This is a genomic window from Polaromonas sp. P1_F1 (genome assembly GCF_056405795.1).
Genome location: NZ_JBFUBJ010000008.1, coordinates 152,501 through 177,171 on the forward strand (window position 1 = coordinate 152,501; position 24,671 = coordinate 177,171).

19 protein-coding genes and 2 rRNA genes (1 of these 21 cut by a window edge) are annotated in these 24,671 nt (G+C 58.6%); 11 read left to right on the forward strand and 10 right to left on the reverse strand.

Annotated elements, in window-relative coordinates; translation table 11 throughout:
- Both AC1DZE_RS19600 and rrf read left to right on the forward strand, forming a co-directional pair.
- Positions 1-2,277, forward strand: a 23S ribosomal RNA gene (locus AC1DZE_RS19600); it begins 603 nt to the left of the window's first position.
- A gap of 143 nt (positions 2,278-2,420) precedes the next feature.
- A 5S ribosomal RNA gene (rrf, locus tag AC1DZE_RS19605) occupies positions 2,421-2,533 on the forward strand.
- Between the two features lie 227 nt (positions 2,534-2,760).
- Here rrf and AC1DZE_RS19610 read toward each other — a convergent pair.
- From AC1DZE_RS19610 to AC1DZE_RS19620, 3 genes are all read right to left on the reverse strand, one after another.
- Positions 2,761-3,681: an MBL fold metallo-hydrolase gene (locus tag AC1DZE_RS19610; RefSeq protein ID WP_477670129.1), complete on the reverse strand. Its 921-nt coding sequence runs from the start codon at positions 3,679-3,681 to the stop codon at positions 2,761-2,763.
- Positions 3,682-3,707: 26 nt separating this feature from the next.
- Positions 3,708-5,393 (reverse strand): AMP-binding protein, encoded by a 1,686-nt coding sequence (locus AC1DZE_RS19615; protein WP_477670128.1) that lies wholly within the window; start codon positions 5,391-5,393, stop codon positions 3,708-3,710.
- A gap of 75 nt (positions 5,394-5,468) precedes the next feature.
- Positions 5,469-6,209 carry a DUF8198 family protein gene (locus AC1DZE_RS19620; RefSeq protein WP_477670127.1) on the reverse strand — a complete coding sequence of 247 codons (741 nt, stop codon included), beginning with the start codon at positions 6,207-6,209 and terminating at the stop codon, positions 5,469-5,471.
- Positions 6,210-6,276: 67 nt separating this feature from the next.
- Here AC1DZE_RS19620 and AC1DZE_RS19625 point away from each other — a divergent pair, with 67 nt between their 5' ends.
- From AC1DZE_RS19625 to AC1DZE_RS19645, 5 genes are all read left to right on the forward strand, one after another.
- Positions 6,277-6,783, forward strand: a complete 507-nt coding sequence (locus AC1DZE_RS19625; RefSeq protein ID WP_477670126.1) for a hypothetical protein — start codon at positions 6,277-6,279, stop codon at positions 6,781-6,783.
- Positions 6,784-6,799: 16 nt separating this feature from the next.
- Positions 6,800-8,425, forward strand: coding sequence for a GMC family oxidoreductase (locus AC1DZE_RS19630; RefSeq protein WP_477700453.1), 1,626 nt, complete (start codon positions 6,800-6,802; stop codon positions 8,423-8,425).
- Positions 8,426-8,459: 34 nt separating this feature from the next.
- Complete coding sequence (locus AC1DZE_RS19635; protein ID WP_477670124.1) at positions 8,460-9,368, forward strand: esterase/lipase family protein; 909 nt, start codon at positions 8,460-8,462, stop codon at positions 9,366-9,368.
- A 102-nt stretch (positions 9,369-9,470) separates the two neighbouring features.
- Positions 9,471-10,190, forward strand: coding sequence for a helix-turn-helix transcriptional regulator (locus tag AC1DZE_RS19640; protein ID WP_477670123.1), 720 nt, complete (start codon positions 9,471-9,473; stop codon positions 10,188-10,190).
- Positions 10,191-10,235: 45 nt separating this feature from the next.
- Entirely contained in the window at positions 10,236-10,898 is a 663-nt protein-coding gene (locus tag AC1DZE_RS19645; RefSeq protein WP_477670122.1) for a Crp/Fnr family transcriptional regulator, read from the forward strand.
- A gap of 15 nt (positions 10,899-10,913) precedes the next feature.
- Here AC1DZE_RS19645 and AC1DZE_RS19650 read toward each other — a convergent pair whose 3' ends face one another.
- From AC1DZE_RS19650 to hppD, 6 genes are all read right to left on the reverse strand, one after another.
- Complete coding sequence (locus AC1DZE_RS19650; protein WP_477670121.1) at positions 10,914-12,884, reverse strand: S8/S53 family peptidase; 1,971 nt, start codon at positions 12,882-12,884, stop codon at positions 10,914-10,916.
- Between the two features lie 7 nt (positions 12,885-12,891).
- A complete protein-coding gene (locus tag AC1DZE_RS19655; RefSeq protein ID WP_477700454.1) occupies positions 12,892-14,004 on the reverse strand; it encodes a phosphatase PAP2 family protein in 1,113 nt (370 codons plus the stop codon).
- 24 nt (positions 14,005-14,028) lie between these two features.
- Positions 14,029-15,780: a tetratricopeptide repeat protein gene (locus AC1DZE_RS19660; protein ID WP_477673637.1), complete on the reverse strand. Its 1,752-nt coding sequence runs from the start codon at positions 15,778-15,780 to the stop codon at positions 14,029-14,031.
- Between the two features lie 453 nt (positions 15,781-16,233).
- Positions 16,234-17,136 carry a phenylalanine 4-monooxygenase gene (gene phhA / locus AC1DZE_RS19665; protein WP_477673638.1) on the reverse strand — a complete coding sequence of 301 codons (903 nt, stop codon included), beginning with the start codon at positions 17,134-17,136 and terminating at the stop codon, positions 16,234-16,236.
- Positions 17,124-17,939, reverse strand: a complete 816-nt coding sequence (locus tag AC1DZE_RS19670) for a transporter substrate-binding domain-containing protein (RefSeq protein ID WP_477670117.1) — start codon at positions 17,937-17,939, stop codon at positions 17,124-17,126. The genes phhA and AC1DZE_RS19670 overlap by 13 nt, the downstream gene beginning before the upstream one ends.
- Before the next feature lie 34 nt (positions 17,940-17,973).
- Positions 17,974-19,125: a 4-hydroxyphenylpyruvate dioxygenase gene (hppD, locus tag AC1DZE_RS19675; protein ID WP_477670116.1), complete on the reverse strand. Its 1,152-nt coding sequence runs from the start codon at positions 19,123-19,125 to the stop codon at positions 17,974-17,976.
- Between the two features lie 117 nt (positions 19,126-19,242).
- On the opposite strand from hppD, the gene AC1DZE_RS19680 reads away from it, so the two are divergent.
- The 4 genes from AC1DZE_RS19680 to lnt all read left to right on the forward strand — a co-directional run bounded on the left by AC1DZE_RS19680 (position 19,243) and on the right by lnt (position 23,542).
- Positions 19,243-19,716, forward strand: a complete 474-nt coding sequence (locus AC1DZE_RS19680; RefSeq protein ID WP_477670115.1) for an Lrp/AsnC family transcriptional regulator — start codon at positions 19,243-19,245, stop codon at positions 19,714-19,716.
- A 263-nt stretch (positions 19,717-19,979) separates the two neighbouring features.
- On the forward strand, positions 19,980-20,717 hold the full coding sequence (locus tag AC1DZE_RS19685; RefSeq protein WP_477700455.1) for a GNAT family N-acetyltransferase: 738 nt from the start codon (positions 19,980-19,982) through the stop codon (positions 20,715-20,717).
- 374 nt (positions 20,718-21,091) lie between these two features.
- Positions 21,092-21,874, forward strand: coding sequence for an HlyC/CorC family transporter (locus AC1DZE_RS19690; protein WP_254806495.1), 783 nt, complete (start codon positions 21,092-21,094; stop codon positions 21,872-21,874).
- 57 nt (positions 21,875-21,931) lie between these two features.
- Positions 21,932-23,542: an apolipoprotein N-acyltransferase gene (gene lnt, locus AC1DZE_RS19695; RefSeq protein WP_477673892.1), complete on the forward strand. Its 1,611-nt coding sequence runs from the start codon at positions 21,932-21,934 to the stop codon at positions 23,540-23,542.
- 127 nt (positions 23,543-23,669) lie between these two features.
- Here the strand turns inward: lnt and AC1DZE_RS19700 are convergent, their stop codons facing one another.
- Positions 23,670-24,578 (reverse strand): LysR family transcriptional regulator, encoded by a 909-nt coding sequence (locus AC1DZE_RS19700; protein ID WP_477670112.1) that lies wholly within the window; start codon positions 24,576-24,578, stop codon positions 23,670-23,672.
- Between the last annotated feature and the right edge of the window lie 93 nt (positions 24,579-24,671).

Here is a 24,671-nt window from a genome sequence, read left to right on the forward strand (position 1 = left end):
CGAATAGGGTAGCCGTAGAGAAATCGAGTCCGAATAGGGCGATCAGTCGCTGGGTGTAGACCCGAAACCAAGTGAGCTATCCATGGCCAGGATGAAGGTGCGGTAACACGCACTGGAGGTCCGAACCGACTAGTGTTGCAAAACTAGCGGATGAGCTGTGGATAGGGGTGAAAGGCTAAACAAACTTGGAAATAGCTGGTTCTCTCCGAAAACTATTTAGGTAGTGCCTCAAGTATTACCATCGGGGGTAGAGCACTGTTTTGGCTAGGGGGTCATGGCGACTTACCAAACCAATGCAAACTCCGAATACCGATGAGTACAGCTTGGGAGACAGAGCACCGGGTGCTAACGTCCGGACTCAAGAGGGAAACAACCCAGACCGCCAGCTAAGGTCCCTAAAATTGGCTAAGTGGGAAACGAAGTGGGAAGGCTATAACAGTCAGGATGTTGGCTTAGAAGCAGCCATCATTTAAAGAAAGCGTAATAGCTCACTGATCGAGTCGTCCTGCGCGGAAGATGTAACGGGGCTAAGCCAGTTACCGAAGCTGCGGATTTGCAATTTATTGCAAGTGGTAGGAGAGCGTTCTGTAAGCCTGTGAAGGTGGTGGTGTAAACCCTGCTGGAGGTATCAGAAGTGCGAATGCTGACATGAGTAGCGTTAAAGGGGGTGAAAAGCCCCCTCGCCGTAAGCGCAAGGTTTTCTACGCAACGTTCATCGGCGTAGAGTGAGTCGGCCCCTAAGGCGAGGCAGAGATGCGTAGCTGATGGGAAACAGGTCAATATTCCTGTACCGATGTGTAGTGCGATGTGGGGACGGAGAAGGTTAACTCAGCCAACTGTTGGATATGTTGGTTCAAGCCTGTAGTCGTGCCTGGTAGGTAAATCCGCCGGGCTTAGATGAGGGGTGATAACGAGTCTGCTTGCAGACGAAGTGAGTGATACCCTGCTTCCAGGAAAAGCCACTAAGCTTCAGCTACACACGACCGTACCGCAAACCGACACTGGTGCGCGAGATGAGTATTCTAAGGCGCTTGAGAGAACTCAGGAGAAGGAACTCGGCAAATTGACACCGTAACTTCGGAAGAAGGTGTGCCTTTAGTAGGTGAACCATTTACTTGGGGAGCCCAATGAGGCTGCAAAAAATCGGTGGCTGCAACTGTTTATTAAAAACACAGCACTCTGCTAAGACGAAAGTCGACGTATAGGGTGTGACGCCTGCCCGGTGCTGGAAGATTAAATGATGGGGTGCAAGCTCTTGATTGAAGTCCCAGTAAACGGCGGCCGTAACTATAACGGTCCTAAGGTAGCGAAATTCCTTGTCGGGTAAGTTCCGACCTGCACGAATGGCGTAATGATGGCCACACTGTCTCCTCCTGAGACTCAGCGAAGTTGAAATGTTTGTGATGATGCAATCTCCCCGCGGAAAGACGGAAAGACCCCATGAACCTTTACTGTAGCTTTGTATTGGACTTTGAACAGATCTGTGTAGGATAGGTGGGAGGCTTTGAAGTGTGGTCGCTAGATCGCATGGAGCCAACGTTGAAATACCACCCTGGTGTGTTTGAGGTTCTAACCTAGGTCCATTATCTGGATCGGGGACAGTGCATGGTAGGCAGTTTGACTGGGGCGGTCTCCTCCCAAAGTGTAACGGAGGAGTTCGAAGGTACGCTAGTTACGGTCGGACATCGTGATAATAGTGCAATGGCATAAGCGTGCTTAACTGCGAGACTGACAAGTCGAGCAGATGCGAAAGCAGGACATAGTGATCCGGTGGTTCTGTATGGAAGGGCCATCGCTCAACGGATAAAAGGTACTCTGGGGATAACAGGCTGATACCGCCCAAGAGTTCATATCGACGGCGGTGTTTGGCACCTCGATGTCGGCTCATCTCATCCTGGGGCTGTAGCCGGTCCCAAGGGTATGGCTGTTCGCCATTTAAAGAGGTACGTGAGCTGGGTTTAAAACGTCGTGAGACAGTTTGGTCCCTATCTTCCGTGGGCGCTGCAGATTTGAGGAAGCCTGCTCCTAGTACGAGAGGACCGGAGTGGACGAACCTCTGGTGTATCGGTTGTCACGCCAGTGGCATTGCCGAGTAGCTAAGTTCGGAAGAGATAACCGCTGAAAGCATCTAAGCGGGAAACTCGTTTCAAGATTAGATCTGCCGGGGCCTTGAGCCCCCTAAAGAGTCGTTCAAGACCAGGACGTTGATAGGTCAGGTGTGGAAGCGCAGTAATGCGTTAAGCTAACTGATACTAATTGCTCGTGCGGCTTGACCCTATAACTTTGATTAATTCGAAGTTGTTATGCCAAGTTGACGCATTCAAAAAGCATAGCTCAGCAGCTGTGCGAATCTAAATACAAGCTGATTTACTCTATGAATTCGATGGATTGTTCTTTGGACAATCTGTCAACAAGTTATGCCTGATGACCATAGCAAGTTGGTACCACTCCTTCCCATCCCGAACAGGACAGTGAAACGACTTAGCGCCGATGATAGTGCGGATTCCCGTGTGAAAGTAGGACATCGTCAGGCTCTTACAGCAAGGAACGCCCGGTTGATTTTTTTTCAACCGGGCGTTTTCTTTTGTGCGCTTGGTTATTGACCAGGCCACAGAGTTTAAAAAGCCCGCATGAATTCATGCGGGCTTTTGTTTTTGTATTTGTGCCGCGTACTTAAAGCAGGCGTCTAGATGCTCGCCAAGAGGCGATCGGCACAGCAGCGATAAAAATGAATGTCAAAACTCGCAGGGCCGCAGTGATTCAGGTATTCACGATATGCGTACCGTCTCTGTTGGCCACGCCGGCAGTCACGAGTTCGTTGCCCAATTGCTCAATCCACGCGCGGGCAGGGATGTCCGCGAAAAATTTGGCTTTGATCTGCATGAAATAAGGCGTTGCCAGGGCCCATTTTGCAAAGTCATCGAAATCCTGGCGTTGAATTTCGAGTAATTTGAATTTCAGCAGAACCTTAGCAGCATGGTGCGCATGCCTGGGCGGATTGCTTACAAATGAATTCAACCGCTGACGTGCTAGCGTTAGCACCTCGGAGGTATAGGCAAAGACACGGCCGTGCCCGGGAATGACGATTTTGGGGTTCAATTGCTCAATCAAATCCAGAGTCGCGGCGACCTCAGTGAATGCATCGGCACCTTCCAGCTCGGGAAACACCACGCCGAAGCCGTTCTCCCACAAAGCATCGGCAGAAATAAGCACACGACTTTGGGGTTCAAAGAAAATCAGCGAGTGCGGGTCATGCCCAGGTGCCGCATGAATCTGCCACATCTCGGACCCGAACCGCATGGACCCACCCGGCTTCATCGCATCAGTGAAGGTGAACCGTGGGCACAGCTGACCGGTCGGAAAATAAGTCAGCGCCACGGGATCCCAGTCGGCTACTTGTTGTGCATGGCCAGGAGGAATAAGGGTATGCAAATCGGGATAACGCGCCTGCAAGGCAGCATTGCCGCCGCAGTGATCGCTGTGCAGGTGCGTGTTGACGAGAATATCGAGAGGACGGAACCCGAGGACGGACTCGATCAACGACAGCGTTTGCGGCGCGTGCGTGCAATAACCACTGTCAACCAGCAAGGTTTTTCCACCGCCGGTGAAAAGAATATTGTTTGCAGAGAGCCAGCCGCGCTCAAAAACCTGCATTCCTGCGGGTAAATCAGGCTTGGCCATCAGAAGCTAGCAAACCCTGCAGCGCTTCAGGCCGCCGTTCGCAGTTCACGCCTGAGGATTTTTCCAACGTTGGTTTTGGGCAAGTCATCGCGAAATTCAATGTATTTGGGGCGTTTGTACCCAGTAAGGTGCTGTTTGCAATAGGCGCTCACATCGTCTTCGGTCAGTGTAGGGTCATTTTTCACCACAAAAACCTTGATAGCTTCGCCCTGCTTTTCGTCGGCAATGCCAATGGCTGCGCACTCAACAACGCCTGGGCACAGGGAAATGACGTTCTCAAGTTCATTGGGGAACACATTGAATCCCGAAACAATGATCATGTCCTTCTTGCGATCGATGATTTTGGTGTAACCGCGCTCGTCCATGATGCCAATATCACCGGTGCGCATGAAGCCATCGGAGGTGAACGCCTTTTTGTTCTCTTCAGGCTGCTGGTAATAGCCCGTCATGACTTGCGGACCCTTGATACAGATCTCGCCGGATTCGCCAAGTGCGAGCGATAGGCCATCGTCATCCTTGATGGCGATTTCGATGCTGGGCAACGGCAGGCCGATGGTGCCGGTGAACTCCTTGTTCATCACCGGATTGTTGGTGCCGATGGCGCAAGTCTCGCTCATGCCCCAGCCTTCAATCATGGGGCAACCTGTAACCTGCAACCAGTGTTTCGCCGTACCTTCGGACGCGGCCATGCCACCCGCCTGCGAAACACAAAGGGCGGAGAAATCTACCGTCTTGAACTGAGGGTGCTGAAGCAACGCATTAAAAAGCGTGTTGACGGCCGGCAACATGTGAAACGGACGCTTCTTGAGCACCGCGATGAATTTACCGAAGTCACGCGGATTCGGAATGAGTGTCAGATGAGCTCCCCAACGAATCGAGAGCAGGCATAGCGTCAGCGCGAAGATGTGATACAGCGGCAAAGCAGCGATATTGTTTGTCTTGCTGACATCGCCTATCCGCTCTAGAGCCGGCGTGAACCATTCTTCAGCCTGAAGAATGGCCGCAACGATATTGCGATGCGTGAGTACGGCGCCTTTTGACAATCCGGTTGTGCCGCCGGTGTATTGCAAAAAGGCGATTGAATCCAGTGTGGTCTGCGCAGGCCTGAGAGGCAGGCGGCTACCTTCGGCAATTGCGCGATTGAAGGCTGTCACGGTGCGCCCGTTTGCAAGCGGCAATTTGTAGGCGGGCACCAGCTTGGCCAGGTGGCGAACTGCGAAGTTGATCCATTGGCCATACCAGAAGCCCAGCAAATCACCCATGGACGCCATGACGACGTTCTTCACTGGTGTGCGCTCAATCACTTCCGCCAGTGTGGCAGCGAAGTTCTCCAGAATGACGATGGTAGTGGCCCCGGAGTCGCGTAACTGGTGTTCCAGTTCACGGGCGGTGTACAGCGGATTGACGTTGACGCAGGTATAGCCTGCCCGCAGGATGGCCGACATGGTGACTGCAAACTGCGGAACATTTGGCAGCATGATCGCAACCCGCGCCCCGCTCTCAAGACCCAAGCTTTGCAGCCAGGCACCTAAAGCCGACGACAGCTCATCGAGCTGTCCGTACGTCATCCAGCGATCCATGCAAACCGAAAAAGGTTTGGCCGCGTTTTTCTTGAACGAGTCCTCCAGCAGATGATTCAACGAGCGGAACTGCTCGGTGTCGATCTCGTGTGAGACGCCTGCGGGATAACTTTTGAGCCAATGCTTGTTCATACACACTCCTTGCGGCCCATTGTGAAAGCCGCGCAGTGGAATCCTTATGGGGCTTGTCCTAATGCCGGCGTGGCATTACGGTCCGGCAGCCAGCAAATGGCCCAATCTGGTCTCGCAGGTGACAGCATCGTCCGCGAACAGGGTATGAATCCAGGCCGTTTCGCGGTCCTTGATCAAGCGCAGGAACTCGTCGGCTCCGCGCATGTTGGCAAAGGCGTCAAAGCCGGTTTCCAGAAAGTGCTGCAGGGAGTTCAACCCCGCCGCGGCAGCTGGCCCTCTCATCATCTTGAGCAGCGTGCGAAGGCCGAACGTCCGCGTCAGGCGGTTGAGTTCGTCCCCAAGGTGCAGGACAACTTCAAGCTGCCGGGTGCGTGCGGCTACATCCCCGACCCGGCGCCAGCACCGGATGTATCTCCCACAGTCGCCGCTTTCCGGGATGGCTGCGGTGTCCGCCAGCCATTCCCGCGCCATGAGGTCGTCGAGTTTCTCCGTCAGCGCGTGCACTTCCGCCAGCGCGGCAGCCGTGCTGACAACAGGTTGCGGGAAAAGTTTGGCGATGGTGCTTGCGATACGCGCAAACTGCTGGTCGCGTTCGGCGTAGTCTTTGTCGCTGTACAGCTCCTGCAGGAAGAAGGTGGCGGCAGTTTTATACCGCGGGCTGTGCAGCAGGTCCGAGTAAGTGGCCTGAAAACGGCGCGCCTGAAACCGTTTGACCTCCGCGCTCGCCCTGGCCAGCGGTGGGTCTGCCGCGTGCTGCTGCCGAAGCTGCGCAACGGTTTGCAGTGCGTGATGAATTTGTTGTGCGGATGCGTCCATACAAACCCGGAGTTTATCTAGGTACGGCCCCCTATAGAAACCTAAATGCGCATGAGAAACTTCCCGGATGCAAAGAAGAACGCTTCTCAAGCTCGGTGCCGCGTCGGCGGCCGTGCTGGTTGTCGCCGGCGGCGCTGCTGCTTTGCTGCAGCCTGGCCTGACCGGGGGAGTCTTGACTCACTCGGGGCGTGAGATTTTTTCCGCCGTGGGCCGCGCCGTTCTGGATACGACGCTGCCTGCAGACGCCGGCCCACGCGAAATTGCGCTGCAGGGCTTGCTCAGCCGGATCGACATCCTGGTTCAATCCCTTCCGCCTCATGCGCAGGCGGAGTTGTCCCAGCTGCTGGCGTTGCTGGCCAGTGCTGGCGGCCGGCATGCGCTGGCCCGCTTGAGCCGGCCTTGGCCCGAAGCCTCTGTTGCAGATATCCAGCAGGCGCTTCAGGATATGCGCCTGTCAAGCTTCGCGCTGCGCCAGCAGGCGTACGCCGCCCTGCACGACATCACGGCCGGCGCGTATTTTTCCGAGCCGTCCAGCTGGCCAATGTTGGGCTATCCCGGTCCCGTCAAAATCTGAAGCCATCGAAAGCAGCATGAGTCAACTGAAAGACCCGATCCGCGAAGGTATTGCGCGCGGCTGGAAAGTCATGGGTGGCGCGCTCGGCCCGGTACCTGAAAAAATCACCTGTGACGTCGCCATTATCGGCAGCGGCGCAGGCGCCGGAGTCACGGCCGAGCTGTTGGCCAAGGCCGGCTTGCAGGTGGTGCTCGTTGAAGAAGGCCCGCTTAGAAGCAGCTCGGATTTCAACCAGAAAGAGTCAGAGGCCTATCCTTCGCTTTACCAGGAAAGCGCCGCCCGCAAAACAGAAGACAAAGCCATCAACATCCTGCAGGGGCGCTGCGTGGGTGGCTCCACCACGGTGAACTGGACCAGCTCTTTCCGAACACCCGCTTCCACGCTTCAATTCTGGCAGGACAGGTTTGGGCTGGGGGGCTACACCGTGGAAGCGCTTGCACCGTATTTCGCGCAGGCCGAGCAGCGGCTGAACATCACGCCCTGGCTGGTGCCGCCGAACGAGAACAACGACCTGTTGCGAAGAGGCGCCGCCAAACTGGGCATTCCCGCTTCGGCGATCTCCCGCAACGTCAAGGGTTGCTGGAACCTGGGCTCGTGCGGATTGGGTTGCCCCACCAATGCCAAGCAGTCCATGTTGGTCACCACCATTCCCGCCGCGCTCGACCGCGGGGCGCAACTGCTCACTGAAACCCGCGCAGAAAGCCTTGAACTGGCCAATGGCAGGGTCACCGCGCTGATATGCCGGGGTGTAGAGCCAAATGGGGCGCTGGCCCAATCAGGACATGCGCAACCAGCTATCAAAATAAGAGCAAAACACTATGTGCTGGCCGGTGGTGCCATCAACTCGCCGGCCGTCCTGCTGCGCTCCCAGGCCCCCGACCCGCACGGCGTGCTGGGCGCCCGGACATTCCTGCACCCGGTCGTGATGTCCTCCAGTGTGTTTGCCCAGAAGGTGGAGGCCTGGAGCGGTGCGCCGCAAACTATCTACTCTGACCATTTCCTGGAAACCCAGGCGATTGACGGACCGATTGGCTACAAGCTGGAAGCCCCACCTCTGCACCCGATCATTTTTGCGTCGACAGTCCCGGGCTTCGGTCAGAGTCAGCACGACCTGCTCAAGTCTTTTCCCTACAACCACACGCTGCTGGCCTTGCTTCGCGATGGTTTTCATGATGAGTCGCCTGGCGGCCAGGTGAAGCTGCGCAGTGACAACTCCGCCGTGCTGGACTATCCGCTGACGGACTACGTCATGGAGGGTGGGCGCAGGGCTCTGCTGTCAATGATGGAAATCCAGTTTGCAGCGGGTGCCAAACAGGTTTTGCCGCTGCACGAAATGGCCAGGCCCTATACCTCTTGGGCCGAGGCGCGTGATGCGGTCAATGCCTTGCCCATGAAGCCGATGCTCACGCGGGTGGTGAGCGCCCATGTCATGGGCGGCTGCAGCCTTGCGGGCGCTGAACGACAGGGCGTTACCCGGCCCGACGGCGTGCATTGGCAACTCGAAAATCTTTCGATTCACGACGGGTCGCTTTTCCCCACCAGCATTGGCGCCAATCCGCAACTTTCCATCTACGGCGCCGTGAATCGCCTGGCGCAAGGCCTCGCCAAAAAAATGTCGGGCAAGGATGTCACACTGGCCTGAGATACTGCGGGTTTGATCTCGCGCCGATTCATTCATGCTGGCTCAACTGCAAAGATTCATCACCCTGACCCTGGTCGCCGCGGCTTTCGGCTGGCTGTTCTGGTTCCGCAGCAGCTCTCCCATGCTGGCCGTCACCGGCTTCCTGCTGATTGCACTGGGGTACACCGGTTTCCTCGCCCTTGAGTTTTTACTCCTTCGGTACATCAACAAGGCAGATCCGGCGCCCCAGCCCACCTGGACAGAACTTCTGCGCGCATGGCTGGGTGAGACATTGACGGCTCCTCGCGTGTTCTGCTGGCGCCAGCCCTTTCGCTCCAATGCTGTCCCGGACAGGGTCCTGCCGGCCGAGACAGCCCAAGGTCGCCGCGGCGTGGTGTTTGTGCACGGGTTCTTCTGCAATCGTGGCCTGTGGACACCCTGGCTCAAGCGGGTTCGAGGCAGCGGACGCGCCTTTGTCGCTGTCAATCTCGAGCCCCTGTTCGGCTCCATAGACGGCTACGCCCCCCAAATTGACGACGCAGTGGTGCGGGTCACCCAAGCCACAGGCCTTGCCCCCTTGCTGGTATGCCACAGCATGGGCGGGTTGGCTGCCAGAGCCTGGCTCAAGCGCATGAAGGCCGAAGCCCGGGTACATCATGTCGTCACCATCGGCACACCGCACCGCGGAACCTGGCTGGCCCGGTTTGGGCATGGCCACAATGGGCGCCAGATGCGCCTCCTGTCCGACTGGCAGACCCAACTGGACCATGAGATGCCTGCACACCGGCATACACTGTTTACCTGCTGGTACTCCAACTGCGACAACATCGTGTTTCCGACCTCCACGGCCACCTTGCCTGGCGCCGACAATCGCCTGGTTCGCGGCGCGGCCCATGTGCAGATGGCATTTTTGCCGGGCGTCATGAACGCTACCCTGGCCATGCTGGACAGTGATCCGGCTTGAACCAGCGTATCGACGCTTGCCGTCAGCCCCTTAAGCCTCCCCCGTCGGCAACCGGCGATGTGAATTTCTCACAAAAAAGACCCGGCATATTCACTATCTACATTGACCCGGGCTTTTTATGCTCATCTATTTGTAGGATGGAGCAAGCCCTTGACACTCTATGCAATGCCCAATACCAGCCTGTTAGAGGCTGTCCGACCTCTGCCGCCTCTGCTGGAACCCGAGTCTGATTCCACGCCTGCGCTGCTGGCCCTGCTGGTCGATGAGCTGGCGCACGGGGTGTTCGTTGTCAGCGCCCAGGGGCGGATTTTGCACGCGAATCAAATCGCGCGGCGCGAACTTGAGCGCTCTGTTGTGTTGGGGGTGGACAGGGGAGAGCTGAAGGTCCTCATGCAGGCAGATGCCAAGGCCTTCCAGATTGCCATGGGCAAAGCAGTTGCCGGAAAACGCAGCCTGATCAGGTTGGTGGCCAACGGCGTGGACTTTACCCTTGCCGTGGTGCCATTGCATCGTCAGGCAGGCAGCCCCTGTGAGCGCATTGCCCTCTTTTTGTCTCGAGTGGGCGTGAGCGAGTCGGGTGTTTTTGGCTCCTTTGCCCGCAGTCACGGTCTCACGCATACGGAGGAGCAGGTGCTGGTTTTCCTGTGCCGCTGCTTGAGCACGCCGGAAATCGCTCTCCAGATGAAAGTTGCGGTTTCCACCGTGCGCAGCCATGTGCGCAGCCTTTGCGCCAAGACCGCCTCCAGCGGCGTTCGTGAACTGGTCAATCGCGTGGCGATTTTGCCGCCTATTGCCCCCCTGCCGCTCGGACAAATCCACTGATAGATGCCCCGTACGTCCCGGCGACGTGCTAGATTACGGGTGATCATGAGTTCACCACCACCTTCCGATGAGGGGCTGTATGCCCATTTGATTCCCGAATTGCGCACGCTCGCCCTGCGAGGCGTGGTGCGAACTTATCCCAAAAAAGCCGTTGTCATCAACGAAGGGGAAATCGGCGACAACCTGTTTGTTCTGCTCAAGGGCAGTGTCAAGGTGTTCGCCATGGACGAAAGCGGCCGGGAAATCACCTACGGCAGGATTCATTCGGGCGACTATTTTGGGGAAATGTCGCTGGACGGCGGACCCCGTTCGGCTTCAGTTATTACCCTTGAGCCTTGCACCTGTGCGGTGCTCAGTCGTACCGATGTGAGCGAACACTTGGGTGATGAGCCAGGATTCGCAATCAATCTCGTGGTTCAGGTGATTCGCAGGGCGCGTGCTGCTACAGAAGCGGCGCGCAACATGGCGCTGCTCGATGTGTACGGACGGCTGATTGCCGTGCTTGAAGGACATGGCGATGCGGTGGAGCGCGACCCTGCCAATGAGGCTGTCACTCTTGAATCAATCACCCATCAGGAGATTGCCAGCCGCGTCGGCGCCTCCCGCGAAATGGTCAGCCGCCTCTTAAAGGACCTGGAAAAAGGCGGGTACATCGAAATGGGCACCAAACGCATCACGCTGCTCAAAAAGCTGCCGAGCCGTTGGTGAGTCCTTACCGAGAGCCTAGCGTTCGTTAAAAATCCGGCGAGCCTCTTGCGGCGACGCATCGCTCGTACCCTGCAAGCGCACCACGGCACTGCTACGCGTCCCTGCGGCACTGACACCCAGCGTGGCCGGGTTTTCGTCGCTGGAGGCGGCTGCATCCGGGATTTTGACGACGCCGGGTCGCTGCGGCCGCGCTGCATCGGGGTCTGGTTTTTGCGGGGAATAGTGCGCCCATTTCGACCCCGTGATACGGGTGCCGCCGACCGACACAGTTTTACTGCCCGTGGCAATGCTGTTGAAGCTGCCGCTGCGCCGGATCAGGCTTGGATTGTTGGGGTGATCGACAAAGGAGCCGGGGTTGCCGCTGGTGTCGTACCACTCGTCCTCAAAGTGCGATTGGCGCGCTCCGGTATGGGTGCCGATGACCACATCGTCTCGCTCCACGTAGGCATCCACCGTGACCGATTTTGTGGCGGTGTTCGTCAGCTTGATTTGCCATACTCCGCTGGGAGCTGTGACGTCTTTCTTCTCGAAGCTGAAGGTGGGTGACACCGCCAGCAGGGCGCAGGTGCCACGCCGGCCAGTGGCCACCGTCTTTGGATAAATCAGCGCGCAAAGGGGCTGCTTGTCGCTGTTGGCCCACATTCGGGACTGGCCAAACTTCAATGCTGGCAAGGCCGCTTGCCCTGGCGGCGTAATTTCAATCTCCAGGCCTTCGCGGTTCTCTTCAATCCAGAGCTCCACAAAGCTTTGCGTTGTATCGTCGGGCAGTGCGCACCAATGCAGCGTGGCGGACTTGTTTTTCGCCAGCGTTGTATTGGCATGCATGCGCAGTTGGTAGCCATTGCCAGCAGCCACAACAATCTGCAGGCGGCCATGAAGGAGGGTGATCAGCTGGTCCATGGCTGCCTCAAGCAGCGACGTTCCGTCATGCGGCCCGGCCAGCGTGCCAAAACTCACGTTCACCGTCACCTTGGCCGTGGGGGTGCAGCGAGAGAGGATGTACATAAACCCGTCCAGCACATGCACATTCATCGAGCCGCCCGAGGTGTCTTGCACGGTGTCGTAGTCGAGTTGCACTGCAACCAGCGGCGCGCGGCTGGCATCGTCGTTGGCCAGCGCCCAGCTAGGCGGCGCGTCATACGCAGGCGGCAAGTTGGCCACCTGGGCCAGCAGCTTGCGCGGCCCCACTGCCAGATCCATGACATGTGAGCCGTGACTGATCGACGTGTCCAGCGCGTGAAAAAAGCGCTCGGTCTTGGGCTGTTTCTGGCCCAGGGTAGAAAGCCCCAGTGCGACATAAACGGCGCTTTCATCCACCAAGCCGTTATAGACATTGGCCTGCATGGCTGCATTGATGTCTGCGGCGGTTAGCTCGTGTCCATAGCCCAACCCGGTGGGTGTGCGGCCCTTGCCTCGTGCGTCTTGCCGCCAGAAGTAGCGGGTACGGGCCTTGCCCTGATGGAGAAAATTCGCATGGGCCAATGCCAGGCTATCGTCAATCAGTCCGAACACCTTGCCCGAAAGCAGGCGCTCAGCACTGGCTTCAGCTTGGTACGCTTCGCCGCGCGAATGTGGAGGTGGATTGGTGTGCGAGCTCCCCACCGGATCGTCAGCGTATTCAGCTGCAGGCAGCCCCAGCTCAAGCCGTAGTACCAGCGGGTGAAGGCTGCCACCCGGCTGAATTGCCTTGAAAAACGCAGGCCTGACCCGCGCGGTGCAAAACCTCAGGCCAGCCGGCGCGACCGTGCCGGCATACACAGGTGGCACATGGAGCCACTTGGGGGAGGCCGCGGCAATAAGCTGGGACACCGTGGTACCCCGCGTCAGCTCAATAGCGATGGGCAACCACTTGGGCTGTGTGTCGCCATAGCCGGCAAAACTGTCGGTTTCGGCCCAGACCAGGTAAGGGTCAAAACCATTGGTGGCATTGGGCAACGCCCAGTCAATACCGGTAAATTCGCCCTTGGGCAATTTGCTCCAGTTCATGGCCGACCTATTTGAGAGGCAGCCATTCGGCTGCCGCTTTAGCCCACATAAAAGCAAGTATTGGTGATTTTTGTATCGCTTGCCTGGTGGTCTTGTATCGATAGTAGCCACTGAGGTTGTCTGTCATGGAGACGCGCATGTCAAAGTCGACGGGCTCGCCCTTTTTTCCTTGGAATTTCCGTCCATCGAAGCCCCATACAGCTGAACTTTTGGCGCCTTGGCAACGTGCGATAAAAAATTCTGCGAGAGCGGTTCCGAGCAAACGGCCAGCGGCGCTGTCTACGGGATAGTGAACGCCGGCTACTGTGCGGTTGACTGCAATACGGGCCGCGAGCCGTTCCAATTGTTCTTTGTATTTGTGGCCTGACGGCAGTAGTGTGAGCAACACCGTGATAATTATGAAGGCTTCAGTCGCATGCCCGCTTGGCCAACTTGCGTGCCCAGGCGTAGGAATCATGGGTTGTATTTGTGGCGAAAGCTCCACAGGGCGTGGACAAGCGAAAGCGTGCTTGAGGCGCATTTCTACGTCAATTGCCAAGGCAAGCATTAGCGTCACGAGCTCCATCGTCCATTTGTGCCGGTGATCGGTTAGTCCTACGACTGAGCCCCAGAAGGGAGTTAAGCTGGACATTTGCGCCAGAATTTCCACCCCTCTGTCCTCCCGCAGTTGGGCGTAATTTTCAACCAATTGAAGTTGTTGCCGGAAGACTGCCACGTCGGGCCTGACGAAGGTGGCAAGCTTCATGTTGGATAGCGGCTTTTGCGTCAGGTCTACAAATTCGACTGCGATTTCTTTTGCAGACTGATTGACCTGAAAGTGCAAACCCGACACCAGTTCCAAGCCGCAAACTTGCAATCTGGGCATCACATCCCACTGGACGAGGCGCTCTGGTTTGTCCAGCGGCACCGGAAGGTCAATCGGGAATACGGCACCCTTGAATGGGCCGACCAGCGCTGCCCGACTCCTGATGAGAGCGTCCGAAAGCAGGGGGCTGGGGCCCGTGCCACCCGTACCTCCGGTCCCGCCAGTACCACCTGTGCCACCTGTGCCGCCAGTGCCGCCAGTGCCGCCCGTACCACCTGTGCCGCCGGTACCGCCAAGCAAACTAAAAATACTCATAAAAAACCCCCTGAAGTAGTGTTGTTAATATGGCAGGCCAGCTTTTTGAAGGGCTGCGGACCAAGTTTTCCCTATCTCATACTGACTGCTTGGGCTGCGTGCTAAATAGCTGCGCACTGTTAAAGCGGGTTCTAATCTCAGCAGCTCGGCAACGGTCTTTTCTGCTTGGTCAAGCTGCCCTAAGTTCACCTGGGCAACTGCCAAGGTTCGCAGGCTGGACGTATGCGTGCGGTTGGCTCGAAGCGATAGAGTGATTAGTTCTAGAGCCTTGGCGTATTGACCCGCTGAATTGGCGGCGGTGGCCGCCAAGGAGAAGTAAAAATACCGAAGTGGATCAAGCGGTGAAAGCTTTAGGGCTCTTTCGGTCCCCACAACGGCCATATCTCCTTCTCCTTTAAACGCGTGCATTGTCCCCTTGAGCAGCCACGCTAGCGAATCATTAGGATTGATGCTAAGCGCCTGTTCGTAGCGTTGAGAGCCTGCGTCTAGCTGTCGTAGAAGGTTCGTGTATATGAATCCTTCTACGGTGAGGGCGAAAGCACAGTCCGGCTCACTATCCATGGCCTGCTTGGTGCAATTCAACGCGAGTTGAGCCTCTTTCGCAGAGTCTGTGGACCACCCCTGTTGCACGCGAAGTACATGCCACTTGGCTAACCATGCGTGCGGCATTGGATGCCGACGGCTACGGTCAATCAGATGCTCCAGCATCTGCCGGGCTCGCTCGAAATCTGAGGGGGAGTTTCTATGCATGAGTGCGACAGCACCGAGTAACAGCGTATATCCTTCAAGATTGGGTAAAGATTGCCTTCGTGCTTTCTCAAGTTGTTGCGCCATGACTGACGAGCTAATGGCAGAAACCAATCGTGCGATCAGTTCATCGTCTGCCGCAAATAAGCCGTGTACTTGACCCTTCAGACTGTCCGCCCAGAGGATGTGACCTGTCTTTGCTTCGATCAACTCAACGAACAACGCCAACTGTGTTCCGGCGCTGCGGCATGTGCCAGACAAGATATACGTAGCGCCCAAGTGGGTCCGTATGTCTTCCATTGCCTCCGGACGTTCCCTAAACACAGTGGTCGAAAGACGCGAGATCACATGAAGTTCGGAGGTGCGGGACAAAGCGGCAATCACTTCGTCGGCCAAGGCCTCGCCAAGGAGTTCATGTCCCGGCTCGCTGCTGCGCATCGCGAAAGGGATCACCGCGATAGTCGGCCGCAAGTTCAGCTGGACTGCGGTGCCGGACGGTATTACCGGTGCATTGCCTGGCGGCCCGATCCGGTACGCCCTGATCGGCTCTTTGACGTGTTTGAGGTGGCATTCCCCCAAGTCTTCAACATCTGCGTCCAGCACGGACGAGACTTGATCACGTAGATCGGACGTCACGACTATCTCACCGGGCCCCGCCAAAGTACAGACGCGCGCTGTCAAATTCACGTCTGTGCCGTAAATGTCATGCTGGTCGGTCACAAAGCTCGCCAAATGGCCGCCCATGCGCAGATGCATCTGTTGCTCTGGGCGGAAGGCAGCATTGGCCCGTTGGCAGAAGTGCTGAATAGCGAAGGCTGCTTTGACAGACCCTTGGGCGCCGGCAAATTCCAGCATTAAACCGTCCCCCAGGCTTTTGACGATGCGCCCGCCATGCAGCGGCAGAATTTGCTGCTCAATCTGCTGTACCAGTTCTTGCCACCGCCGCACAAAACCATCTTGATCCTGCTCCATGATCCTGACGGACTCCACCACATCCATGACCAGCAGCACCTTCGTGCTTCGGTTCATGTGTGCCGGTAATTCCATTAGGGAGTGCATCGTAAGCGGTGTAACAATTTTTTACCTCCTCATTTTGTAGGAGGAAGTGCGCGTAATAAACACCTGATGTGCTACGGGCTCCTCTGTTGCCTCGCAGTGTTGTATCAGTGTTGAATTGTCGGTCATTCAGAGGAGTGAACATCAATCAATAGTTCACAAAAACCTCGCGTTGTGAGAATAGGGGCTGGTAGGTCGGATGCCGCAAGGCGGCGCGGCATTGTTGGTCCTTCGCGTGCGAAAACGCCTCGCAGCGACACGACAGGATGCAAGCTGCCGTTGTAGCCGGCTGCGTGCTCATGCCGGTCAAGTCTAATCTTTTGGTTAGCCGCACATCATAGAAACCACCGGTGACCACTTTTGATCAGGTGATCAGGGGCTGTGTCAGGCGGCTTACTCAGAGAGTGCAGATAGTGCCGGGCCGGCTCAAGCAAGGCTGAGAGTCTTTTGCTGTGCAGCCTGTTGCGCCAGCGTCTTGTAAAACGGCGTGAAGTCCGGCTCCGTCAGCCGCAGCAGCGCTTCAAAACTGTCGATCACAAAATACTGCTGCTGGAAGCTGTCGATCTTGTAGGTCGACGACATGCAGCGCAGCAGGTCGGCATTGTCCCGCAGCGCGATGCGCCTGGGCTCTGCAGACTCCACGCTCCAGGCCAGTTCGCCGGGGCTGCTGAGAATGCCGGCGCCGTAGGCGCGGACTTCATCGTTGCCTTGTTTGTCGCGCATCAGGCCAAATTCGATGGTGTACCAATACAGGCGCGACAGCATTTCGACCGCGCCGGGAATCGGCTGGGCGCCGTGCTCCAACGCATGCGCTTTCAGCGCGCCCTTGCCATAGGCCTGGATGTGATCGGCGTAGCTCGGGTCGAACAGCAGCGGCACGTGGCCGAACAAATCGTGAAAGATGTCGGGCTCGACGATGTAGTCGAATTCGGCCGGCGTGCGTATCCAGTCCGTCACCGGAAACTTGCGATTCGCCAGCAACGTGAAAAAGGGCACCTCGGGAATCAGCCCCGGCACACCCACCAGCTGCCAGCCAGTGGCTTTGAAGAGCCGCTCGTTCACGTCTTCAAACCGCGGGATGGCATCACTTGCGCCCAGGCTGGGCAGGGCTTTGATAAATGCGCTGCAGGCCCGGCCCGCCAGAAGCGCCGTCTGCCGCGTGTAGAGGCGCCGGTAGGTGTCGTGGTCTTGCGCGGTATAGGCCGCGTAGTTTTGGGGGCAGGTGTAGTCCGCATTGACCTGGCCGCCACGTGCGTAGTCACCCCGCGGCGGGCGGTCAGACTGGCCGTAGACTGCCGGCGGTGGCGTGTTGCTCTCTACTTCAGCCATTGGCTCTCCACGCGCTGGTAGTCACCGCTGGCTTTGGCCAGGTGCAGCCACTGGTCCACGTAAGCTTTGAACGTCACGTCCCCGCGCGGCAACAGGTAAGCCATTTCGCCGTACTGCAGCGGTTTGTCGGGGTTGATCGCGCACAGGCCCGGCTTCAGCCTCTGCTGGGTGATCGCCTCGGCCGATTCGGTGACGAAGACATCGGCGCGGTTGGCCAGGATTTCGTCAAAGATCGTCAGGTTCTCGGGGTTGAGCCGCATCTGCGCCTGCTTGAAGTTGGCGCGGGCAAAACGCTCGTTGCTGCCGCCCGGATTGAAGATGACGCGCGTGGCGGGCTTGTCGATGTCGGCCACGGTCTGGTATTTGGCCACATCGGCGCAGCGCGCAATTGGCGTCTTGCCGTTGACCATGTAGGGCGTGCTGAAGAAGGCGCGCTTTTGCCGCTCGGTGGTTACCGAGATGCCGCCAACAGCCATGTCACATTTGCCGCCCGCCATGTCGGGCATCAGGTTGGACCAGCTGGTCTTGACCCACTCAGGCTTCACACCCAGGCTGGCCGTGAGGGAGGCCATCAGGTCCACGTCGATACCTTCAAACGTGCCGTCGGGCTTCTGGAAGCTGAAGGGCTTGTAGTCGCCCGGCGTGCAGATGCGCAGCACGCCGGCTTTTTGCACGCTGTCCAGGCTGGAGGCCGGAGCGACGCTGACCGCCGTCTGGGCATATGCCCCCGTCACCGCAAAAAATGCAGCGGTGGCGACACCCAATGCGGCCAGGCGATGGGGCAGTTGCGGGCAAAGTGACATGGCAATCTCCGTGAGGTTGGGGGATGGAAAAACTTTATTGTGCGCTTGCCTTGGCGCCCGACAAAACCCCGCGGCGCATCTGGTCCAGCTCGATGCTTTCAAACAGCGCCTTGAAATTGCCTTCGCCGAAACCGTCGTCGCCCTTGCGCTGGATGAACTCGAAGAAGATCGGGCCGAGCTGGTTTTCACTGAAGATCTGCAGCAGCAACGCGCCCTTTTTTCCATCCACCAGGATCTTGCGCTTCTTCAAATCGGCCACGCTCTCGCCGTGTCCGGGGATGCGTTTGTCGACCAGCTCGTAATAGGTGTCGATCGTGTCCAGCAGCTTCACGCCGCTGCTGCGCAATGCATCCACCGTAGTGAACAGGTCGTTGCTGCCCATGGCGATGTGCTGGATGCCTTCGCCCTGGTAGCGGTCCAGGTACTCCTGAATCTGGCCGGCTTTTTCGTTGCCCTCTTCGTTGATCGGGATGCGGATCTTGCCGCAGGGGCTGGTCATGGCCTTGCTCTTCACGCCGGTGACCTGGCCTTCGATGTCGAAGTAGCGGATTTCGCGGAAATTGAAGAGCCGTTCGTAAAAGCCGGCCCATTCGTCCATGCGGCCGCGGTGCACGTTGTGCGTCAGGTGGTCGATATACGTCAGGCCGTGGCCGGCGGGGTTCAGCGCGTCACCCTGCACGCCGGGCAAGGCTTCAAAGTCCACGTCGTAAAAGCCGATGTTGCCGATGTCGCCGGGTTGCGCGCCGTTCTTGCCGCGCCATTTGTCGATGAAGTAGATGATCGAATCGCCAATACCCTTGATGGCCGGAATGTTCAGCTCACCAGGCGCCGATGTGTGGGCATACCCCCAGGCGCCCAGTGAGATTGCGCGTTCATAGGCGGCCTTGGCGTCCTGCACGCGAAAAGCGATGGCGCAGACGCTGGGGCCGTGCTGGCGCGCAAAGCGCTGGGCAAACGAGTCGGGCTCAGCATTGAGGATGAAGTTGATGCCGCCCTGGCGGTACAGCGTGACATTCTTGTGGCGGTGTTTGGCAATCGGCGTGAAGCCCATGCGCTCGAACAACGCACCCATGGCGACAGGGTCGGGTGCCGCATATTCAATGAACTCAAAACCGTCGGTGCCCATGGGGTTGTCCCAGGCCGCGCCCTGTTCAAAGTTCAGGGCGGTGTCGTCGCGTGCATTCATGCGTGTCTCCAGATAGGTGTGCGTATAAAGTAACTTTAGCGGCGCTGGCGGTCAGTTTTACTGCGAAATGGGGCGTTTGTATTGCTATTGGCGCAGTAAAACTGCAAAATAATCCGCATGGAAGCACTTGACAAGCTTGATCGGCACATTTTGCGCAGCCTGCAGGCCGATGGTCGCGCTACCTTCGATCTGCTCGCCGAGCAGGTGGGGCTTTCACCCAGTGCGGTTCTGCGGCGCGTGAAGCGGCTTGAAGAAAGCGGCGTCATCGACCGCTATGTGGCGCTCGTCAAGCCCGAGGCTGTGGGGCTGGGGCTCACGGCTTACATCAACGTACGGCTGGAAAAGCACACCGAAAGCCACAAGCGCAACCCCATGGACCTGTTCCGGGCCAGCGTGCAGACCTGGCCTGAAGTAGCCGAGTGCGCAGCGCTGACTGGTGAGATGGACTACCTGCTGCGCGTGCTGGTGCAGGACATGGCGCATTACAGCCGTTTCATCATGGACACCCTGCTCAAACATCCCAGCGTGCAGGACTGCAAAACGAGTTTTGTGCTGGACCGGGTCAAGGCGACGACGGCCGTTCCTTTGTGAGCTGAACCGGGGGCGAAGCCGGGGAACCGGCATTTCCATGTGCCTGACTTGCCCGGATGTGCGCGAAAAGTGTTGCTGTATCACAACAATCCACGCGCCGGAGCAACTGAAAGTGTCAGTTTGCTATATTTTTAATAGCTGCCTGCGCCCGTATTTATTGGGAAAAATCCACATAAGGGTGTTTTTTTGAAGCGACCCTCTATTGACGCTGATTCAGAAGCCCCTAGACTGTTGATTCTAGGGAAAACCCTTATATTGAGATCATGGTTACACCCAGCACCCTTTTAAGAGCATCCTATAACGCAGGCAAGGAATTCTTCCGGCCTCCCGTGGAAGAGCGCGCCTCCGCGGCACCTCCAGCGCGTCACGTCCAGCCCGTCATGGTTCCCATCCGCTCGATCGGCCCCAGCCACGGGGAACGCATCGCCACCCATTTGCTGGCCCTGAGCCCCCACGACCGTTACCTGCGCTTTGGCTATTCGGCCAACGATGAGCAGATTCACCGCTATGTGGACGGGCTCAACTTCGAGCGCGACGAGATTTTCGGCATCTACAACCGCAAGCTCGAACTGATCGCCATGGCCCACCTTGCGCATAGCACCGACCCCAACCTGAAAAGCTGCGCCGAGTTCGGCGTGTCTGTATTGGCCCAGGCGCGTGGCCGCGGCTACGGCTCGCGTCTTTTTGACCGCGCCGTCATGCACGCCCGAAACAACGGTGTCGACATGATGTTCATCCACGCGCTGAGCGAAAACACCGCCATGCTCAACATCGCACGCAAGGCCGGCGCCACGATCGAACGCGACGGCTCTGAAAGCGAGGCCTACCTGAAGCTGCCGCCGGCCGACCTGGACTCGCGCATGACCGAAATGGTCGAAGAGCAGATCGCCCAGACCGACTACCGCCTCAAGGTTCAGGCCAAGCAGTTCTGGGACCTGCTGGCGATGGTTCAGGAAGTGCGGCAGGGCGTGCGTGATGGACGGGACCGCATGCCGATGTGATGGCTTCAGCCTGGGGCCCGCGCGGGGTCGGCGCAAGAGCCGGCTGCGTGCCGGCTCAACCCAGGCAGCAGCTGCCGTAAAGACGTGCTTGGCGCTATCAATTCAATAGCTGCTCGCGCTCATTTCCATTGGCTACGCGCCAAAAATCATCCAAACCTCCGCCACGTGTCCCTGAATGGACACAAACCCAAACAGGAAATACAAAAGCCAACCGCTTCGGCACGCGGCGGCCAATTACGCCTGCGCACCGTCAAGGATTTCAGCTATCCTTAGCCCCTTCACAACTACCGACCGCCCATCACGTGTCCGACGTTCCCCCCAGTCGGTCTTCCAGGCCAGAAGACAAACGCGGCTTTTTGCAGAAGCTCGCTGAAATGCTCCACCCAGGCCCCGACTCGAAGGACGAGTTGATCGAGACCCTGGTGGAAGCCCAGGACAATGACGTCATCGGAGCCCAGAGCCGCGAGATGCTCGAGGGGGTCATCCGCATGGCCGACATGACGGCGGGCGATGTCATGGTGGCAGCCCCGCGCATGGACGTGATCAACATCGACGCGCCGTTCGACGAACTGCTGCACCTGGTGATCGACACCGCCCACTCGCGCTTTCCCGTCTACGAAGGCGAAAAGGAAAACATCCTCGGCATCCTGATGGCCAAGGATCTGCTCAAGCTGCAGCGCGCGCCCGAACTCAACATCAAGGCCCTGCTCCGGCCCGCCGTCTTTGTGCCGGAGAGCAAGGGGCTGAACGACCTGCTGCGTGAATTCCGCGGCAACCGCAACCACCTTGCCATCGTCATTGACGAATTCGGCCGCGTGGCCGGCCTCATCACCATTGAAGATGTGCTCGAGCAGATCGTCGGCGAGATCGAGGACGAATTCGACATTGCCGAAGACGAGGGCGACATCTTCGGCCTCAGCGACCATACCTACCGCGTCAGCGGCGACACCTCCATCGAGCGTGTCAACGAAGCTTTTGGTGTGACGCTGCCCGAAACCGACTTCGATACGATCGGGGGGCTGGTGGCGCATGAGATGGGCCATGTTCCCAAGCGCGGCGAGCATTACGCGCTGGCCGGCCTGCAGTTCACCGTACTGCACACCAAAGGTGGGGCCGTGCGCTGGTTCAAGGTGTCGCCGGTCAGCGCCGGCGTCTGACAACGAATTCACGAAAAAAAGGGCGGGCTGACTATGGGACGGGATTCGATTCAAAGCATGATGTCCCATCTCCCGACCTTGCCTGCGTTGCTTGAGCACGCGCGCAACCCGCCGCCGCGCAAAGGCATTTCGCCGTTCCAGATTGCTATTATTTTGATAGCTGGTTGCGCCCATGCAGCAAGCATGGCCTGGCCTTTTGATTTTGGTTTTGCACAGGGCCAGCCGCTGTGGTGGCTGCAACTGCTGGCGCTTTTCCTGTTTGCCGCGCAACTTGACAGCTGCCGCTCCTGGAAGCGCGCCGCCTGGATGGGCGGTCTTTTCGGCACGGCGATGTTGTGCAGCACCTTCTGGTGGCTGTTCATTTCCATGCACTACTACGGCGGGCTGGCAGCGCCCCTGACCGTACTGGCCATCGTGCTGCTCGCCGCCTTTCTGGGGCTCTACTACGCAGCGGCCTGCGCATTTTTCGTGAAGCTGGCGCCCAGGCGCAGGCTGCCACGTGCCACGGTGTTTGCAGCCCTCTGGCTGCTGGCAGAGCTGGCCCGGGTCGAATTCTTTACCGGCTTTCCCTGGGGCGAGGGCGGTTATGCCCACGTCGACGGCTGGGCCAGGCCGCTGGCCGCGTGGGTGGGCGTGCATGGGCTGACTTTCCTGGCCGCGCTGGTTGCAGCATGGCTGGCGATGACCCTGCGCTCATCCCATGTGCAATGGCTGAACGTGACCGGCATCCTGGTTGTCTGCATAGTGGCGGGTTATCTGCCGGTGCAAAGCGCCTGGCCCGGCGATACCCCGGTCCAGCCCGCCGAGCCGCTGGGTGTCTCGCTGCTGCAGGGCAACATTCCCCAGAACGAAAAATTCCAGCCCGGCACAGGTGTGGCCACGGCGCTGCGCTGGTACGGCCAGCAGCTGCGCGATGCGAAAGCGCCGCTGGTGGTGGCGCCTGAAACCGCCATCCCCGTGCTGCCCCAGCAATTGCCGGAAGGCTACTGGCAAGCGCTGCAGGCAAGGTTTGCCGCCGGCAACCAGGCGGCATTGATCGGCCTGCCGATTGGCAGCTCCCAGGCCGGGTACGCCAACTCTGTGCTGGGCTTCAAGCCCGGGCAAGCAGAGCCTTACCGTTTCGACAAGCATCACCTGGTGCCGTTCGGCGAGTTCATACCGACGGGTTTCAGGTGGTTCATCGACATGATGCACATCCCGCTGGGCGACTTCAACCGGGGTGCGGTCGGGCAGGCTTCCTTCGAATGGAAAGGCCAGCGGCTGGCGCCCAACATCTGCTACGAAGACCTTTTTGGCGAAGAGCTGGGCGCACGCTTCATCGATCCTGCGCTCGCCCCGACCATCTTTGTCAATGTCAGCAACATCGCCTGGTTCGGCAACACCGTGGCGATTGACCAGCACCTGCAAATTTCGCGCATGCGCGCGCTGGAATTCAGCCGACCGATGATCCGCGCCACCAACACCGGTGCCACGGTCATCATCGACCATCAGGGCAAAGTCACGCATTCGCTGGAGCGCCACACCCGCGGCGTGCTGAACGGCGACGTCCAGGGCCGCAACGGCATCACGCCGTATGCCCACTGGGTGTCCCGCTACGGCCTGTGGCCGCTGTGGGGGCTGGGGCTGGGCGTTGCGGTCCTGGCTGGGGCGTTCCGCCGCCGTCGCTAGACTGGCCCACCCCGTCGGACGCTCACTGCGTGTAGCGCCTTCCCCCTTCCAGGGGCGGCGCCTGCGGCCTGGCAAAGCCAGTTCCGCGGCCCCTGCTGGTTTGGGGGCTGCGATGAGTCGGGTGTGCTTAGTACGTTGCAGCCATCACGCCGTGTAAAAGTTCTGGCAGCATCTCCAGCATGCGCAGCGCATCCTGACCAGGTGGTGTGCTGCTCGCAAAATACATCTGGAGTGGCGCCTGGGCAAAGTCATGCAGCGGCACCGCTGTCAATGATTGCGGGTCCAGGTTGCTGGCCGTCAGGAAGTCCACCACCGTCCAGCCCATGCCGCGCTTGACCAGCTCCAGCGCCAGCCGCGAGGTGTGCACCTGCAAACCTTCGGGGGCGGTCAGGCCCAGGTGGCGCGCCAGGTCGTCGATCGACTGACACATCGGGTCCTCACCCACCAGCCGTATCAGCGGCATGCTGGCCAGGAAAGACATCGGGTTCTGGCGCCTGGCCTTCACGGCCCGCTGCCAGATGTCGCGTGTGACGGCCAGGTAGAGCGGGCCGCTCACCAGCGTCGAACTGGTCAGCAACGGGTGCGGGTGTTCATAAAAACCAAGGGCAAAGTCCACGCTGCGCGTCAACAGTGCCTGCACCATCTGGTCCTGGTGCAGGGTGCGCACCTCGACGCGAACGCGCGGGTAGCGCGCCATGTGCCTTTCCAGCACCAGCGGGAGAAACTCATGGCTGACGGACGGAATGGCCGCAAGCCGTACCTGGCCGCCGGCCGACTGCCGCAGGTTGACGGCAATGCGCTTGAGCCCGTCCAGCTTCTGGTGGATTTGCGAGGATTCTTCAAACAGCACGCGCGCTTCGGGCGTGGGGGCCAGCGTGCCCTTGCCGCGGGTAAAAAGTTTGTAGCCCAGTTGCAATTCCGTGTGCGCAATCGTCTTGCTGACGGCCGAGGGCGTGATGCAGATCAGCCGCGCCGCGGCGCTCATGTTGCCGGTCTGCATCACCGCCTGGAAGACTTCAAGTTGCCTGAGGTTCATGTCGCTGCGGGTATGTCGCTGCCGGGTCGCCGGAGACGCATGGGGCCATGCTGCTGAGGGGTGTGAGTTTTAGTCATACCCCTCGTTACATTA

Coding starts and splice junctions, on each gene's coding strand:
- AC1DZE_RS19610 (WP_477670129.1), bottom strand. CDS start 3,681: ATGGCCAAGCCTGATTTACCCGCAGGAATGCAGGTTTTTGAGCGCGGC.
- AC1DZE_RS19615 (WP_477670128.1), bottom strand. CDS start 5,393: ATGAACAAGCATTGGCTCAAAAGTTATCCCGCAGGCGTCTCACACGAG.
- AC1DZE_RS19620 (WP_477670127.1), bottom strand. CDS start 6,209: ATGGACGCATCCGCACAACAAATTCATCACGCACTGCAAACCGTTGCG.
- AC1DZE_RS19625 (WP_477670126.1), top strand. CDS start 6,277: ATGCAAAGAAGAACGCTTCTCAAGCTCGGTGCCGCGTCGGCGGCCGTG.
- AC1DZE_RS19630 (WP_477700453.1), top strand. CDS start 6,800: ATGAGTCAACTGAAAGACCCGATCCGCGAAGGTATTGCGCGCGGCTGG.
- AC1DZE_RS19635 (WP_477670124.1), top strand. CDS start 8,460: ATGCTGGCTCAACTGCAAAGATTCATCACCCTGACCCTGGTCGCCGCG.
- AC1DZE_RS19645 (WP_477670122.1), top strand. CDS start 10,236: ATGAGTTCACCACCACCTTCCGATGAGGGGCTGTATGCCCATTTGATT.
- AC1DZE_RS19650 (WP_477670121.1), bottom strand. CDS start 12,884: ATGAACTGGAGCAAATTGCCCAAGGGCGAATTTACCGGTATTGACTGG.
- AC1DZE_RS19655 (WP_477700454.1), bottom strand. CDS start 14,004: ATGAGTATTTTTAGTTTGCTTGGCGGTACCGGCGGCACAGGTGGTACG.
- AC1DZE_RS19660 (WP_477673637.1), bottom strand. CDS start 15,780: ATGAACCGAAGCACGAAGGTGCTGCTGGTCATGGATGTGGTGGAGTCC.
- phhA (WP_477673638.1), bottom strand. CDS start 17,136: ATGGCTGAAGTAGAGAGCAACACGCCACCGCCGGCAGTCTACGGCCAG.
- AC1DZE_RS19670 (WP_477670117.1), bottom strand. CDS start 17,939: ATGTCACTTTGCCCGCAACTGCCCCATCGCCTGGCCGCATTGGGTGTC.
- hppD (WP_477670116.1), bottom strand. CDS start 19,125: ATGAATGCACGCGACGACACCGCCCTGAACTTTGAACAGGGCGCGGCC.
- AC1DZE_RS19680 (WP_477670115.1), top strand. CDS start 19,243: ATGGAAGCACTTGACAAGCTTGATCGGCACATTTTGCGCAGCCTGCAG.
- AC1DZE_RS19685 (WP_477700455.1), top strand. CDS start 19,980: ATGGTTACACCCAGCACCCTTTTAAGAGCATCCTATAACGCAGGCAAG.
- AC1DZE_RS19690 (WP_254806495.1), top strand. CDS start 21,092: ATGCTCCACCCAGGCCCCGACTCGAAGGACGAGTTGATCGAGACCCTG.
- lnt (WP_477673892.1), top strand. CDS start 21,932: ATGATGTCCCATCTCCCGACCTTGCCTGCGTTGCTTGAGCACGCGCGC.
- AC1DZE_RS19700 (WP_477670112.1), bottom strand. CDS start 24,578: ATGAACCTCAGGCAACTTGAAGTCTTCCAGGCGGTGATGCAGACCGGC.